Here is a 15,429-nt window from a genome sequence, read left to right on the forward strand (position 1 = left end):
GTCTGTTTCCAAGCTTGTTGCATCTGATGGAGCAAGTGGAGATAGCTTTGGAGCTTCAGTGTCGGTGAACTCGGCTGGCAGTGTTGTTGTCGGTGCTCGCTATGATGATCAAAACAAAGATATGTCCAATTCTGGCTCAGTCTATGTTTATGCTTCCGATGGACAAGGCGGTGTTCAGCAGGTCCAGTTGACCGCTTCTGACGGTATTAAGAACGGTTATTTTGGTCATTCTGCGGCGATCAATGATGCCGGTATTGTTGCCGTTAGTGCTTATGGTGACGACGACAAGGGCAATCAGTCTGGTTCCGTTTATGTTTACCGTCCAGATGGGTCCGGTGGATATAGTGAGTTCAAGATTACGGCTTCAGATGGTGCTGAGGGAGATCGTTTTGGATATCAGCTGGCCCTTAACGACAGCGGTGTTGTTGTTGTTGGCGCCCGCTATGATGATCATAGTACTTCCGTAGTCGATGCCGGTTCAGTTTATGTTTATACGCCAGATAGTTATGGCGGATATTCTGAAGTTAAGCTGGTTGCTTCTGATGGTGCTAAGAGTGACTATTTTGGTCATTCGCTATCCATCAATGATGCCGGCATTGTTGCTGTTGGTGCTTATAGCAATGATGATAAGGGGAAGAACTCAGGCTCAGTTTATGTTTATCGTCCCGATGGTGAGGGCGGATATTCTGAAGTTAAGCTGGTTGCCTCCGATGGCGCCGAAGGAGATGTCTTTGGTTACTCTGTAGCTGTTAATGACAGTGGTGCCATTGTTGTTGGCGCTCATGGAGATGATGATAAGGGGGAGAGTTCAGGCTCAGTTTATGTTTATCGTCCCGATGGTGAGGGCGGTTACAGTGAAGTCAAACTGACCGCGTCAGATGGCGCTCTAAGTGATAACTTTGGTTATTCTGTTGCCAGCAACCAATCCGGTGTCATTGTTGTTGGTGCTCACAATGATGATGATCACGGCAATGGTTCTGGTAGTGCCTATGTCTATGTTCCTGACGGAAACGGCGGGTATACGGAATATAAGCTGACCGCTCCAGATGGCGTCGCTTCTGCCTACTTTGGTTACTCAGTTGCGATCAATGATGCCGGTGTCATTACTGTTGGAGCTCATAATGATAAGAGCCAGGGTGCGTCTTATGTCTTCCAGCCAGATGCTTCGGGTGCTTATGGGGTGATCAACGAGGCTCTCGTTCTTGATGAGAGCACCGATTTGACCCCATTGTCAGGTGATATTGAGATCGTGTTTGCCGACGAAGGGGTGGCAGTCCATACCTACCAGGCGAGTGTGACAGGGGTTTCCAGTTCCGGTCCGGTTGGAGAGTTGACCACGGATGCCCTTCTGGCTTTGTTGAGTGTTGATGATATCTCGAAGAACCCAGGTGCTGAGCAGGGCTCGGTGCATCTTGACTTCACAGCAGCATCCACGGTGTTTGACTATCTTGATACAGATGAGACGCTGACGCTGACTTATACGGTTGAGCTGGACAATGGCAACGGCGCACTCACAACCCAGCAGGTCACTGTCACAATCAATGGTAAGGATGATCTAGGAACATCAAATAGTGACACTTTGGTTGGCGAGAGTCAGAATGATATACTGGATGGTTTGACAGGAAGTGATGTCTTAACTGGTAGTAGTGGTTCGGATATTTTTGTGTTTAGGAACTCCACGTTCGGTAATGACACTATAACGGACTTTGAAGCTGGAGCAGGTTCAGACGATACTATCCGGTTTGACAGTGATACCTTCGCAGATTTCGATGCTGTAATTGCTGCGGCAAGTGATGAGGGAAGTAGTGTCGTGATTACAGTAGATGATCATAATTCGGTCACTTTGAATAACGTGTCAATGTCAGAACTGCATACAGATGACTTCCAGTTTGTCTAAATGAGCAAAGGCCACGCTCGTCTTGTTTACACGGGCGTGGCCTCGCTTCTTTCAAAAATTAGCCTGAGCATCTCTGTGTCCTTCCCAACCGCTTGCTGAACTCTTCCCCGCGCAAAGTGATTTCCTTCTCAAATCGGACAGCAATATCCGACATGCTTTTGCGCAAATCAGCTCCTTTTGCATAAAGCCGTGCCATGGCTTCTGTCTCATGTCCCAGTGCAGCGGCAAGGTCTCTGTCATTCAGCCCAATCTCCCGCAAAATAGTCGCCACTGTATGCCGCAGACTTATAAAGCGTAAGGCCCGGCTCAATCAGGTTCCTATCCTCTAATTGGATGTGTAACTTTCTCCATGATGCTCTGAACCTCGGAACAGTCCATGGTTGCCCTCTGGAGTTTGCGCAAAGCGTTAGGGCCGAGTGGGTAGGCGCATCATCAAGAGCTGCTTTCAAAGGTGCAATGACAGGCCAAAGACCGGAGCCCCCGTTTTGGCTCGCCGTGTTGAGATGAAGCCATGTTGGTATTGCTGCTTGGCAAGCGTAAGCGCGTCTGTGGTCACAAGCGGACCTCAGAGTAACTCCTGAAGACATTGAAAAGAACAATGCCTCAATAGTGAGTTTCCTTATCATTTAAGCTGCCCTTGAAATCCAACTAGCAAAAAAATCTTGCAATAAATACAATAGTATTTATAAAGATCTGTGTTAGCTAGCTCACTTCAGCTCCGGAGCGTCTCCAATCGCGAGGGACTAACAGCAGCTTTCTTGGATGACGGTAAATCCGCAAACCTAATCCAAAAGTAAGGCGCCACCTCCTTCCCCAACGTAGGAGGTGGCGTAATTCTTGAGACCTGAGTGAGCTATATGTCATCAGGCGCGCAACTCATTCGTAGCTTTACAAGACAACAAAGCACGCGATTTGCGCCGAAATAATAAATACATATGTATTTTATTTCGCTCAATTCCTCGGCAATGTTAAGAGAGAGAAAGATGACAGTTGCACGCTGGTTTTTCGCTTTACTGGCTATCACCGGTCTCGTCGGTGGACTTGGCTACATTAAGTTTACTCAAATCACTGAGGCTATCGCTCAAGCTGCGCTAATTCCGGAGCATTCTGAGGCAACAAAGGCAGTCTATCCGCAAAGTACATTGTATGCACCTCAAACGCAGGTCATTGGTGAAGTTGTAGCGCCCAAGCAAGTTGAGCTACGTACCGAAATCTCTGGCCGAGTTGTAAACCTAGGGTTCAAACCCGGAGACTGGGTTGGGAAACATCAACTCCTCGTGCAGATGGATGTTTCGGAAGAAACAGCGGAATTGGCTGCAGCAGAAGCAGATGTAGAACTTGCCGCGATCAAGTTTGAAAGAGCTCAGAAGCTTCGTTCTACTGGAAGTGGGAGCCAAAGCGCGCTTGATAATGCACGTGCCTTGCTGGATACGTCAAAAGCCAAAGTAGGTCAGATTAAAAGCCGGATCCAGAAAAAGACTATCAGAGCGCCTTTTGCAGGAAAGACAAACACAACTGTCTTATCTGTTGGGGAGTTCTTAGGTGTCAATGAGCTGATAACTCAAGTGGTAGGCGATACTGACGACATCTGGATAGACTTCAAATTGCCTCAACACCAAATGGAAATAGCCATCGGTGATGAAGTTACGGCGATTGGAGCAGACGCTAAGCCGGTCACTGCTACTGTTATTCATCGTGATGCTGCAATATCTACAAGCACCAGAACGCGTGTTCATCGAGCCACTGTTTCTGCAGCAGATCTGCAGCTGATCCATGGTGCTTTTGTGGAAGTACACATACCTGCAGCCCCTGCAAAGAACTATAGCGAAGTCCCCAGTTCTTCCATTCAGTCTGACAGCTACGGTCAGTTTGTCTATGCGCTTGCGCAGGATGAACAGTCAGCTTATCGGGCAACACGTAAGGACATTGCTGATCTTCAATACCTAGGTGAGACCGTTCTGATCGGCCAAGGCATTTCTCAGGGGGATCTTATCGCGACTGATGGTGGGTTTAAGTTATCTCCCGGCATGCTTGTTGAGCTGATTACACCACAGACACAACAGCAGATCTCCTCTGCAAGCTCTGCTGGAAAACACTAGGAGGGACCTATGGATATCTTTGTTAAAAAGCCCGTCCTAGCGATCGTAATTTCACTCTTGTTTGTCTTGCTGGGATTGGTATCAGCGCTGCGTCTGCCTGTTGTGCAGTTTCCAGTTATAGAAAGCTCTGCCATCGAAATCACAACTCGCTACACAGGTCTGGCCGCAAATGTCGTTCAGGGGTTTGTAACTGAGCCAGTAGAACGAGCAGCCATGAGCGTGCCGGGTGTGGACTATGTGGATTCCAAGACGGTTGCCGGCCAAAGTACAGTGACTGCGTGGCTGAAGATCAATGAGGATCGCACAGCTGCGTTGTCTGAGTTGACTGCTAACCTGAACAAAATCCGGTCTGATTTGCCGGTTGACGCTGAAGAACCTGTTATCTCACTCTTGCGAGCTGATCGGCCTTATGCCTCGTTCTACCTTGATGTTTCATCAGATTACTGGAAACGTTTTGAGATTACAGACTATCTGACACGTAACGTCGTACCTGTACTGTCTTCAATCGAGGGCGTTCAACGCGCGAGAGTGGAAGGTGGGCGTGAGCCTGCGCTCAGGATTTGGGTCGATCAGGTTCGATTGGTTGGTTACAACCTTTCTTCGCAGGATCTGGTCAATGCTCTTGCCTCTAACAATGTTGTTGCGGCGATCGGTGATGTCAAAGGCGAAGAGCAGCAGTTCAACATTATAAGCAACTCAAACCTGAAACTTGCTCAGGATTTTGAGGAGTTGGCAATCAAGGATTTTGGCGGGTACACCCTGAAGCTCAAAGATATTGCCCGTGTTGAGCTCGGTGAGCGGCCTGGTATTGTCGAAACACGCTCAAACTTTGATGAACGTGTATTCCTCTCCGTCTGGCCTCTGCCAGGTGCAAATGAGATTGCCATTGGGGATACGCTCTATGAAAAGCTGGAGGAACTCAACGCCGGGTTTCCAGATGGCTTGCATGTCGGCATCGCATTCGACTCTACACTCGCAATGAGGGATTCCCTCTTTGAAATTGTGAAAACACTTGGTGAAACGGTCTTACTCGTCGGTCTCATCGTACTCATCCTGATGGGCTCCTTCAGAGCTTCACTTGTCCCTCTGACAGCAATTCCTGTCTCCTTGCTCGGGAGTGTTGCTGTGATGTACACCCTTGGCTTCACGCTTAACATTCTGACAATCCTGGCAATTGTCCTTTCCGTCGGCCTTGTGGTGGATGATGCGATTGTTGTGGTTGAGAATGTTGCGCGGCATAGGCAGCAAGGCTTGTCCAAGTTTCAAGCCGCGCTGCAGAGCTCAAAGGAGCTGTTTTCACCGATCATCGCAATGACGCTGACACTAGCAAGTGTCTTCCTGCCGATTGGTTTTGTTACCGGCTTGTCAGGGAGCCTGTTCCGGGAGTTTGCTTTTACGCTTGCTGCTGCGGTGCTCATTTCTGGCATTTTTGCTGTTACGCTTTCTCCAATTATGAGCGCCTATGTGGCCAGTCCGCAAGGCAAGGAAACACGTTTTGCAGCCTTTGTAGGCCGACTGTTCACCCGTACAAGCAACTCCTATGGCAACTTGCTCATCCGGTTTCTGAACTGGCGTGCGCAAATACTGACCTTCAGTTTTGTGTTTGCTCTCCTCATGATCCCGTTTTTCATGTTTTCAGCCAAAGAGCTTGCACCAATTGAAGATCAGGGGAACATCAACTTTATCGTACAGGCTCCTCCCGGAAGCACTCTGCCTGCAGTTTCCGAAAACTTGAAACCAGCAATTGAAGCTGGAAAGCGTGTAGAAGGTGCGGGCGAAATCTGGCAGGTTCTGACAGCGAATGGTGGTTTTGGCGGCATCCAACTTACCGATTTCTTTGAAAGAGAACAGAGCGTGCAAGAGATTTTGCCGGGTCTGTTCTATGAACTCTCTCAGGTTTCGGGTCTGAAAGTGCTGCCTTTGCTGTTGCCTTCGCTGCCAACTGCGGGTCAGTTTGATGTTGAGCTGGTGATCAAAGGGCCTGACAGCTATGAAAACATGCTGAACTATGGCTACCAACTTGTTGGAGAAGCCTATCAAAGCGGCATGTTTATGTATGCTGACACTGATCTGAAAATTGATCGACCGCTTGTTAAGCTGAAACTCAATCACACAAGAATAGCTGATTTGGGCCTAACCTCGAAGGATGTCAGTGATCAGTTGTCTTTCATGCTGTCGGATCAATATCTCAACCGGTTTGATGCGGATGGTAAGGCTTATGTTGTTGTGCCTATGGTTGAGAAGGATGCCCGGCTAGCTCCTGATCAGATCATGAACCTGCAGATCAAAGGGCCTGAAAGCACTTACATTCCTTTGTCTTCCATTGCTTCTTTGGAAGTTGCTGCGGCACCAAGGACACTCGGGAAGTTCAACCAGCAACGTTCTTTCAGGATACTCGGATCAGTGGTTCCGGGAACCACCAAAGCGCAAGCACTGGAGTTTATGGAGCAGAAAGCTAAGCAAATTCTCCCGGCTGGATACTCTCTCGATTACGCTGGCATATCCCGGCAGATTAAGCAGGAAGGCAATAGTCTGATGTTTGTCCTTCTTGCTTCCATCGCGGTTGTCTATCTAGCCTTGAGCGTGCAGTTCAACAGCTTCAGAACTCCGCTCATTGTTGTTGTTGGCTCTGTGCCATTGGCTTTGTCCGCAGCTCTTGTGTTTACCTTTTTGGGGTTCACCTCGGTGAACATCTACTCACAAATTGGAGTGATCACACTTGTTGGGCTGGTTGCTAAGAACGCAATTTTGATTGTTGAGTTTGCAAACGTTCTTGTCGAGCAAGGAAAGGATCTGACAACAGCGATCATTGAATCTGCAAAGACGAGACTGCGCCCTGTTATCATGACAACAGCAGCGACAGTTTTAGGTCACTTTCCTCTGGTTCTTGTGACAGGGCCGGGTGCAGAAGCCCGCAACAGTATTGGGATTATTCTGGTAGCAGGTATGGTGATCGGTACGATGTTTACACTGATAACGCTGCCTTACATTTACTTGCTGTTTGCACCCAAACACTCAGCTTCGGCTGATGTTGAACGAAACGAGCAGGTCGCTGTTTAAGGCAAGCTGATGAAACTTTTAGGATGGGGTGTCGTTTCTGAACACTCCATCCAGATCATCCCAAACCTCGTCCCAATCATCTTCAGAAAGCGGTGTCAGTTGCATCGAGTGAATGACAATCATCGCTTCGCTAACAAGCAGGCGGAGACGTTCAAGGCGCTTTTGCTTGTCTTCAGAAGGTATCAGACTCAGTTTGTCCGCCATCCATTCATGAGAAGCTTCACGGTGCGCCTGTGTTTGCATCGTTAAAATCATCATGGCTGACATCTGCTGAGGTTGTTGCTTGTGCTGCAACCGGGAGGCTGCAAGAAAAACATCCAGATCGCTGATGTCACTGCGCGCGCGAGAACGTACCTCTTGCTTATAGCGCTCAAGATCTTGATCCCACCGGTCAAACAGTGCATCAATCAGCTGAGCTCGCGTGCCAAAGTTAGACTGTATCCCACCACGAGAAACCCCAGCTTCTGCTGCTACTGTGCCAATAGAAAGCGCGTGAGCCCCCTGGTTCTGAATAACCCTCTCAGCAGCATTCAGAAGTTCATTTTTATCAAGCTTTTGATACCGCGACATTCCAATCTCAACACACAGAACAGACCCTAAAATTACCCCTCCTATATGCACCAGTTTCCGGCCCGAAGCAAAAACCAGAGAGAAGAAATCTTCGTAAGTGGATAGTTATTGGTTGCATTTAGTAGGTCACTGTTGAGGTTGAGCGTCCGTCCTGTGATACGACAACGCTCCACAACAATAAGCTGTGCATAGCCTTCTATATATTGACCGCCTCCTACGCAAATGCACTATATGAGCTGTCTTGGTTCTTGTGGGGTGACTCGCAAGCTAAGAGGGAAGCCGGTGAGATTCCGGGACTGCCCCCGCAACTGTAAGCAGCAAGCGGGCTCTCATTTATGCCACTGGATCGTGTTCCGGGAAGGTAGAGAGCCTGTGCCAGAGCTGTGAAGTCAGGAGACCTGCCAAGGGACATTTTAACAACCACGGGCGGAGGGCCTGTTTGGGTTGCGGGCACATTTGCGTTCCAACGCAGCGTTGGTCTCTCATCCCTTGCTTCTTCGCCCATGCTACGGGGTTTGAAGCATGAGCATTACCGTATATTCCAAACCTGCCTGCGTGCAGTGCACCGCCACCACTCGTGCGCTGGACAGTGCCGGAATCTCCTACGACGTGATTGACCTTTCTCAGGACACAGATGCTTTCGCTGCTGTGCAGGAGCTTGGATACCGCCAGGTTCCTGTTGTGGTTGCTGGTGATCAACACTGGGCTGGTTTTCGCCCAGATAAGATAAGCGCGCTCGCCTGATCTCGTGAGCGGGCTGGTCTACTTCTCAAGCCCATCCGGAAACACCCACCGCTTTGTTGAATGCCTCGGCCTGTCGGCAGAGCGCATACCGTATCGTGCTTCTGAGCCTATGCCTCAGATGACGCATCCCTTTGTGTTGATTTCGCCAACTTATGCGGATGGCGAAGGGCGGGGGGCGGTGCACAAGCAGGTGATCCGATTTTTGAATGATGCGGCCAATCGAAACTTGCTGAGAGGCGTCATCGCCTCCGGTAACCGAAACTTTGGGGCGTTCTTCGCCCATGCAGGCACAATTATTGCCGCGAAATGCAACTGCCCATGCCTTTATAAGTTTGAACTTGCTGGCACGGAAACAGACATTGTGCGGGTTCGTCAGGGGCTAGATCTATTTTGGAAACAACACTCTTAGAGCAACCGGTCAGCGGCCAGCAGGGTCTTGATTACCATGCGCTGAACGCCATGCTGAACCTCTATGACGCAGAGGGCAAAATTCAGTTTGACGCTGACCGCCAGGCTGCGCGTCAGTACTTTCTGGAACATGTGAACCAGAACACGGTGTTCTTCCATTCTCTGGAAGAGAAACTGTCGTATCTGGTTCGTGAGAACTACTATGAAGCAGAGGTTCTGGACCAATATGACCTTGCTTTTGTGAAGGCCATTTTTGTGGCCGCTTATGAACGCAAGTTCCGCTTCCCAACGTTCCTTGGCGCTTTTAAGTTCTACACCAGCTATGCACTCAAGACATTTGATGGCAAACGCTATCTGGAGCGTTATGAAGACCGCGTGGTGATGACCGCACTGGCTCTGTCTCGCGGTGATGAAGACCTGGCTATGCGGATGATGGATGAAATCATCTCCAATCGGTTCCAGCCTGCGACCCCGACTTTTCTGAATGCAGGTAAGAAACAGCGCGGAGAGCTGATCTCCTGTTTCTTGCTGCGTCTGGAAGATAATATGGAGTCCATTGGTCGCTCCATCAACTCTGCCTTGCAGTTGTCAAAGCGTGGCGGCGGTGTAGCTTTGTTGCTGACCAATCTGCGTGAAGCTGGCGCGCCGATTAAGGGCGTTGAGAACCAGTCTTCAGGTGTGGGTCCCGTGATGAAGCTGCTGGAAGACAGCTTCAGTTATGCCAATCAACTGGGCGCACGCCAGGGTGCTGGTGCGGTTTATCTGAATGCACACCACCCGGATATTCTGAGTTTCCTCGACACTAAACGCGAAAACGCAGATGAAAAGATCCGCATCAAGACCTTGTCTCTTGGCGTGGTTATTCCGGACATCACCTTCCAACTCGCCAAACAGAACGAAGAAATGTACCTGTTCTCGCCGCATGATGTTGAGAAGGTCTACGGCATACCATTCTCCGAAATCGCTGTGACAGAAAAATACCGGGAGATGGTCGATAACCCGAAGATCCGCAAGAAGAAGATGCGGGCCCGTGAGTTCTTCCAGTTGCTGGCAGAAATCCAGTTTGAGAGTGGCTACCCATACATTCTGTTTGAAGACACTGCAAATGCGGTTAATCCGGTGGCTGGCCGCATTAACATGTCCAACCTGTGCTCAGAGATCTTGCAGGTAAATGAGGCCAGCACTTTCAAGGATGATTTGTCCTATGCCCACCTTGGCTCTGACATCTCTTGCAATCTCGGTTCCCTCAATATCGCAAGGGCTATGGATGGCGGAGATCTGGGTTCGACCGTTGAAACAGCAATCCGCGCGTTAACAGCTGTTTCTGAAATGAGCGCTATCGTCTCCGTACCATCTGTGCGCCGTGGCAATGATGAAAGCCACGCCATCGGCCTTGGACAGATGAACCTGCATGGGTTCCTGGCACGTGAACTCATTCATTATGGCAGTCCGGAAGCTATCGACTTCACAAACATCTACTTCTGCATCGTGCTGTATCACTGCCTGCGCGCTTCAAATGCAATGGCTCGGGAACGTGGTGTTAGCTTCAAGGGGTTTGAAGACAGCCAATATGCTTCGGGAGCGTTCTTCGACAAATACGTTGAGAAGGATTGGCTTCCGGACACAGAGCGGGTTGTGGCTCTTTTTGAGAAGTTCGGCATTCATATTCCAACCCGTGCGGAATGGGTGGCTTTGAAAGATGCGGTGATGACGGACGGCTTGCTTAACCGCAACTTGCAAGCCGTGCCTCCAACCGGATCAATCAGTTACATCAACAACTCCACGTCCTCCATCCACCCCATCGTTTCCAAAATTGAGATCCGTAAAGAGGGGAAGATTGGCCGCGTTTACTACCCGGCACCGTTCATGAACAATGACAATCTGGAGTACTATCGTGATGCCTACGAGATCGGACCAGAAGCATTGATCGATACGTATGCCGCCGCCACTCAGCACGTGGATCAAGGCTTATCGCTGACGCTATTCTTTCCGGACACTGCAACCACCCGCGACGTCAATAAGGCGCAGATCTACGCTTGGAAGAAGGGTATCAAAACAATCTACTACGTGCGCCTGCGTCAGATGGCTCTGGAAGGCACAGAAGTTCAAGGCTGCGTGGCCTGTTCACTCTAAGATCTGAGGAGTTCATATGACCTTACATAGCGCCATTCACCCAGTGGTCAAAGCGGTGAACTGGAACCGGCTGCAGGACGACAAAGATCTTGAGATCTGGAACCGCCTGACCTCCAATTTCTGGCTGCCGGAAAAAGTTCCGCTGTCTAACGATGTGCAAAGTTGGGCTTCGCTCACTCCAGAAGAACAACAACTCACCATTCGCGTCTTTACTGGCCTGACGTTGCTGGATACCATTCAGAATACAGTTGGCGCTCCAGCACTCATGGCTGATGCTGTGACACCCCATGAGGAGGCAGTACTCACCAACATCGCCTTCATGGAAGCCGTCCACGCCCGCTCTTACTCTTCTGTCTTCTCCACCTTGTGCCGCACAGCTGAGGTGGATGATGCCTTCCGTTGGTCAGAAGAGAACGAGTTTCTGCAGGCTAAGTCCCGCTTGATCTTGGAGGAGTACAACGCGACCAGCAGTCCATTAAAGAAAAAGATCGCCAGCGTGTTTCTGGAGAGCTTTCTTTTCTATTCCGGCTTCTATCTACCGATGCATTGGTCCAGCCGAGCAAAGCTAACAAACACTGCAGACCTGATCCGTTTGATCATCCGCGATGAAGCGGTGCATGGGTACTATATCGGCTACAAGTTCCAGCGTGGTTTGGAGCGGTTGTCAGAGGCTGAGCGAACCGAGATCAAGGACTTCGCCTTCACCCTGCTGTTTGACCTTTATGATCTTGAGACCAAATACACTGAGGATCTTTATGATCCGCTCGGTCTGACTGAGGATGTCAAACACTTCCTGCATTACAACGGCAACAAGGCCCTGCAAAATCTTGGCTTCGAGGGCCTGTTCCCTGAAACAATCTGCCAGGTAAACCCGGCGATTATGGCCTCCCTCTCACCAAACGCCGACGAAAACCACGACTTCTTCTCCGGCTCTGGCTCCTCCTACGTCATCGGCAAAGCCGTTGCTACTGAGGATGAAGACTGGGATTTTTAGAAGGTAGTTTCTGACTGGACCAAACTAGTTTTGCGACACCTGCATTCTCTTTTAAATCAGGTGTCGCTCGATAACAGTTATCTCTTTATTGCCATCAGGCGCAAACCAAGATCACAAAACGCCTTTACTTGCTTCTTTCAGTTCGGCCAAAAGCGTTGTGTTTTGATAGCGGTCCAGTGAGAAATCATTAGCGTACTTGGGCTTCAGATCGTCTGCTACCCATTTTGCTACCAGATCAGCTGATGCGCAGGCGGCCATCGTACCGAAACCAGATAGGGCAGTGATCATGAATGCGCCTTTCTGAGCGCCGTTTTTACCCATAGGCCCAATCAACGGCCAGTTCTCCTCAGTCATTGTGTACCAGCCACCATAGTGGGTCATGCTTCTGGGAAGTTTGCCGTAATACGCCTTCAGTGATGGATTGAGCCGCGCAGCTCCTCTCAACACAATTTCTGGAAACTGATCGTTTAGCTGAGGTTCCCAAGTAGCGTCTTGGGGCGTTTCGTTGAAAGCCCAGCCTAGTTTTAGCCAAGTACCATTGTCACCACCATCCGGTCGACAATGGATAGCTCCAGGCATCTGCTCCGTCAGCCATTTATACTCATCGTCGCTTGCCAACCATTCTTTTTCATCATCAGACCAGTCAATGAGTTGCTCGTCCAGATCGATAGAAAAAGGTAGTTCTCGAGGGATGACTCTTTCAACGTCCTCAAATGCTATCTTTTGCTGGAAGGTATTGTAAACAGGAAGCGCCTCGCCAATCATTTCGGCAACTTTGGCCGCAAAGGGACCTGCTGCATTGACTATTTTCTCAGTCTTGACCTGCACTAGGCCTTCACTTGTTTCAATCTCCAGCACATAGCCATCTTGTTGGTTGATTTGTCTGACCATCCCGGTAAGGCGCCGACCACCCTTTGATCTATAATTCTCCAGCATATACATCCCCATTTGCTGGCCGGAGATGTCTCCGCCGCGGCGGATATGCAAGACAGTCTGAATGTCTCCGGAAAAAGAAGGAAATGCCTTTCGGATAAGCTCTTGATTCTGAATTACGTCTACGCCATCGGGAGCGATCTCCCAATCTGGCTTTTCAGCAAACTGATAACCCGAACCTTCCGCGCTGGAATGGAAACGAATTAAGTCATCGCGTTTATTGTCGTACCCATAACGAACTTGATCTATCAAATCGTCTACTTGAGTGCGGCGTGTTGCTAAAGCATAGCCGCGTCTGTTCATATGTAAGCGGTTGTCGCTATCACGCGCAATTTTCTCCATCAAATCAATAGAATGATTGGTGAAGTCTACCATGCTGGGATGTGGCCACCAGTTGCGATAGTTCTCACCAGATTGAGCTGAGGTGAAAGCCATGGGTTGGCCTTGCTCAATTAGAAGTACGTTGGTGATGTTGTGATGTTCGGCTAGATAGTAAGCAGTTGCGATACCGGCAACACCCGCGCCAATAATGGCGACCTCTGCTGAATGCTGTGTCATTTCTCTAGGTTCTTTTAGTCTTGACTATTTGATGCCGATTTCGGCGTACGGTTCATTCTTGTAGACACGGCTCATTTCCATGCGCGTCAGATCTAGTGACTGATAGGAGCCGGTGAGTGCTAGTTCTGCCAAGGCTCTGCCCACTGCAGGTGCATGCATTATGCCATGTCCAGAAAAGCCGCAGGCCGTAATGAGATTCTCATGACCAGGTGAGTATTTCCCAATGATCATGTTCCCATCCAACAAGTTTTGTGCGTAATGTCCCGCCCAGCTTCGGTGTAGTTTGATCGCTTCGAACTTAGGCACAAGGCTGGCCATCATCGGCCAAATGACCTCTTCGAAATAGTTCGCGAAGAAACCGCTATAGATATCATCGACAAATCCTGGCTCAATATCAAAGCTTGGACGCCCGCCAGCAAATCCATCCCCCTCAGGTCTGAAGAACATGCCGCTTTCATCTTTGACTAAGGGAAGAGTTTCTAGTTCGTGAGCACATTTCCAAAAATGCTGAACACGACACATTGGCACCACCGGAAGAGATGAGCCCGTCATAGCTGCTAGTTTATTTGCCCAGGGGCCAGCGGTATTGATGAAATACTTACCTCCGACCGTAGACCCATCAGCCAAAGTAACTGTCTGCAACTTCGTTCTAGAACATTGGATGTTTGTCACACTGGAGCGAATGTAGGTGACCCCCAAGTGTTCCGCTGATCTTCGAAAACCTTGGAGCGCAGCATAAGGGTCAATCCAACCATCATCAGGGGTGTAACATGTGAGTGCAATATCTTCGCGATTGATGCTGGGAAATCTGCGGGCCGTTTCGGCTTTGTCCATAAGGTTCGCTTTTACTCCCATGGAACTTTGCAAATCGACATTCTTGCGCAGTGTTTCTTCGCCATCTTTTCCTACAACAAAAAGATAGCCTTGCTCACGAAAGCTGATGGACTGGATATCTGGTACGTCCGCCATAATACTTTCGAAGTTCTTGTAAAACTCAAGGCTATAAGTCGACATGGAGATATTTTCGGGCAGACTGAACTGCTGGCGAACTCCACCCGCACCCTGAGGGGTAGTGGCTTCTTTGTAGGATGGGTCAGGCTCTATTACTGCCACAGAGCCAGCTTGCCCACTGCGAGCCAGAAAGTAGGCCGCGGCAGACCCCATAATTCCGCCGCCCATGATGACGATGTCGTAGTTCATTTTTCTTGCTGAGTGCTCCGAAATGGAGGTCCCGGGTGGGCCTAATAATTGGTATTACGTATTTGATGTTGACAAAATCGTATACGTTTTGCAAGTTTCTAATACGTATTAATTCGGAGTATTTGATGAACTCAGCTCAAGAAGAGCTTGGCACTCCTATCAAGGCTGGTAGCGCTGCTGACCCAATCTATCGTGATTTGAAGTCCAAAATCATGAAGGGAACGCTCGAAGGCGGACTGCCGCTAAGACAAGACGAAATTGCTGCCGCACATGGAGTGAGCAAAATCCCCGTGCGTGAAGCCTTACGTCGTCTCGAGATTGAAGGATTAGTGGAGTTTCGCCCTCAAAGAGGTGCGATTGTCCGTAAGCTATCTGCAGAAGATGTGCTGCAATTTATTGATATCAGACTGGCGCTTGAGTGCCGGGCGTTGGAGCTTGCAATTCCAAACATGATTGAGCGTGACTTGGAACGTGCAAGATCCCTGCTGGATGAGTATGCCGCAGAAACAGCCATTGAGCGTTGGTCTGATTTCAATTTGCAGTTCCATCGACTTCTATATGAGCCATGCGGTAACAATCACCTGCTTGCGATGATCTCCGACCTGGAGCAGCGCATTGGGCCATATATGCGCTTGCAAGTGACGGAGGCCAGTGGCTTGGATCGCCCAATGCGTGAGCACCACGAAATGCTGGAAGCATGCGCCCGGGAAGATGTTGAGCGTGCAGTGAGTACGTTGCGAAAGCACATTCAAACTACGCAAAAAGAAGTCGCAGCCTACCTACGACGACGCGGTGCGTAATTCTGAAATGGGCCCATGGGAGGGGTCCTTGCA

Annotated in this window: 12 protein-coding genes and 1 riboswitch; of the genes, 8 read left to right on the forward strand and 4 right to left on the reverse strand. The window is 49.6% G+C overall.

Translation table 11 applies throughout. The annotated features are described in order from the left end of the window. Positions 1 to 1,897, forward strand: a 1,897-nt coding sequence (locus tag PJE062_RS25790) for a VCBS domain-containing protein (RefSeq protein WP_008548961.1), incomplete at its 5' end; no start/stop codon positions are given. A 58-nt stretch (positions 1,898 to 1,955) separates the two neighbouring features. Here PJE062_RS25790 and PJE062_RS25795 read toward each other — a convergent pair. Continuing rightward, positions 1,956 to 2,207, reverse strand: coding sequence for a tyrosine-type recombinase/integrase (locus PJE062_RS25795; RefSeq protein WP_050773896.1), 252 nt, complete (start codon positions 2,205 to 2,207; stop codon positions 1,956 to 1,958). A 625-nt stretch (positions 2,208 to 2,832) separates the two neighbouring features. Here PJE062_RS25795 and PJE062_RS10120 point away from each other — a divergent pair. Together PJE062_RS10120 and PJE062_RS10125 are read left to right on the forward strand one after the other, a co-directional pair. Continuing rightward, the gene (locus tag PJE062_RS10120) at positions 2,833 to 3,996 is read left to right on the forward strand and encodes an efflux RND transporter periplasmic adaptor subunit (RefSeq protein WP_083793237.1); all 1,164 of its coding nucleotides are present in this window, start codon (positions 2,833 to 2,835) and stop codon (positions 3,994 to 3,996) included. A gap of 9 nt (positions 3,997 to 4,005) precedes the next feature. Further along, positions 4,006 to 7,056 carry an efflux RND transporter permease subunit gene (locus PJE062_RS10125; RefSeq protein WP_008548868.1) on the forward strand — a complete coding sequence of 1,017 codons (3,051 nt, stop codon included), beginning with the start codon at positions 4,006 to 4,008 and terminating at the stop codon, positions 7,054 to 7,056. An 18-nt stretch (positions 7,057 to 7,074) separates the two neighbouring features. On the opposite strand, the gene PJE062_RS10130 is transcribed toward PJE062_RS10125, so the two are convergent. Next, entirely contained in the window at positions 7,075 to 7,626 is a 552-nt protein-coding gene (locus tag PJE062_RS10130) for a TetR/AcrR family transcriptional regulator (RefSeq protein WP_008549370.1), read from the reverse strand. Positions 7,627 to 7,851: 225 nt separating this feature from the next. Continuing rightward, positions 7,852 to 8,047, forward strand: a riboswitch (cobalamin riboswitch). A 101-nt stretch (positions 8,048 to 8,148) separates the two neighbouring features. Between PJE062_RS10130 and nrdH the strand changes: the two genes are divergently transcribed. Genes nrdH through nrdF form a run of 4 tightly spaced genes read left to right on the forward strand, consistent with a single transcriptional unit; the run spans position 8,149 to position 11,905 of the window. After that, entirely contained in the window at positions 8,149 to 8,370 is a 222-nt protein-coding gene (nrdH, locus tag PJE062_RS10135; protein ID WP_008549371.1) for a glutaredoxin-like protein NrdH, read from the forward strand. 4 nt (positions 8,371 to 8,374) lie between these two features. After that, positions 8,375 to 8,779 carry a class Ib ribonucleoside-diphosphate reductase assembly flavoprotein NrdI gene (gene nrdI / locus PJE062_RS10140; RefSeq protein ID WP_037036584.1) on the forward strand — a complete coding sequence of 135 codons (405 nt, stop codon included), beginning with the start codon at positions 8,375 to 8,377 and terminating at the stop codon, positions 8,777 to 8,779. After that, entirely contained in the window at positions 8,761 to 10,911 is a 2,151-nt protein-coding gene (gene nrdE / locus PJE062_RS10145) for a class 1b ribonucleoside-diphosphate reductase subunit alpha (protein WP_008549297.1), read from the forward strand. Before nrdI ends, nrdE begins: the two co-directional genes overlap by 19 nt. Positions 10,912 to 10,927: 16 nt before the next feature. Next, positions 10,928 to 11,905 (forward strand): class 1b ribonucleoside-diphosphate reductase subunit beta, encoded by a 978-nt coding sequence (gene nrdF, locus PJE062_RS10150; protein ID WP_008548952.1) that lies wholly within the window; start codon positions 10,928 to 10,930, stop codon positions 11,903 to 11,905. Between the two features lie 111 nt (positions 11,906 to 12,016). Here nrdF and PJE062_RS10155 read toward each other — a convergent pair whose 3' ends face one another. Both PJE062_RS10155 and PJE062_RS10160 read right to left on the reverse strand, forming a co-directional pair. Then, entirely contained in the window at positions 12,017 to 13,396 is a 1,380-nt protein-coding gene (locus PJE062_RS10155; RefSeq protein ID WP_008549327.1) for an FAD-binding oxidoreductase, read from the reverse strand. Positions 13,397 to 13,420: 24 nt separating this feature from the next. Then, the gene (locus PJE062_RS10160) at positions 13,421 to 14,596 is read right to left on the reverse strand and encodes an FAD-binding oxidoreductase (RefSeq protein ID WP_008549318.1); all 1,176 of its coding nucleotides are present in this window, start codon (positions 14,594 to 14,596) and stop codon (positions 13,421 to 13,423) included. Between the two features lie 125 nt (positions 14,597 to 14,721). Between PJE062_RS10160 and PJE062_RS10165 the strand changes: the two genes are divergently transcribed. Continuing rightward, entirely contained in the window at positions 14,722 to 15,396 is a 675-nt protein-coding gene (locus PJE062_RS10165) for a GntR family transcriptional regulator (RefSeq protein WP_008549296.1), read from the forward strand. Positions 15,397 to 15,429 lie beyond the last annotated feature (33 nt).

The sequence above is a fragment of the Pseudovibrio sp. JE062 genome, from assembly GCF_000156235.1.
Lineage (GTDB): Bacteria > Pseudomonadota > Alphaproteobacteria > Rhizobiales > Stappiaceae > Pseudovibrio.

What these genes read in the sequence shown, in the direction of transcription:
- PJE062_RS10125 (WP_008548868.1), top strand. Translation starts at nt 4,006, where the DNA reads ATGGATATCTTTGTTAAAAAGCCCGTCCTAGCGATCGTAATTTCACTC.
- PJE062_RS10165 (WP_008549296.1), top strand. Translation starts at nt 14,722, where the DNA reads ATGAACTCAGCTCAAGAAGAGCTTGGCACTCCTATCAAGGCTGGTAGC.
- PJE062_RS10130 (WP_008549370.1), bottom strand. Translation starts at nt 7,626, where the DNA reads ATGTCGCGGTATCAAAAGCTTGATAAAAATGAACTTCTGAATGCTGCT.
- PJE062_RS10120 (WP_083793237.1), top strand. Translation starts at nt 2,833, where the DNA reads ATGTATTTTATTTCGCTCAATTCCTCGGCAATGTTAAGAGAGAGAAAG.
- nrdH (WP_008549371.1), top strand. Translation starts at nt 8,149, where the DNA reads ATGAGCATTACCGTATATTCCAAACCTGCCTGCGTGCAGTGCACCGCC.
- PJE062_RS10160 (WP_008549318.1), bottom strand. Translation starts at nt 14,596, where the DNA reads ATGAACTACGACATCGTCATCATGGGCGGCGGAATTATGGGGTCTGCC.
- nrdF (WP_008548952.1), top strand. Translation starts at nt 10,928, where the DNA reads ATGACCTTACATAGCGCCATTCACCCAGTGGTCAAAGCGGTGAACTGG.
- PJE062_RS10155 (WP_008549327.1), bottom strand. Translation starts at nt 13,396, where the DNA reads ATGACACAGCATTCAGCAGAGGTCGCCATTATTGGCGCGGGTGTTGCC.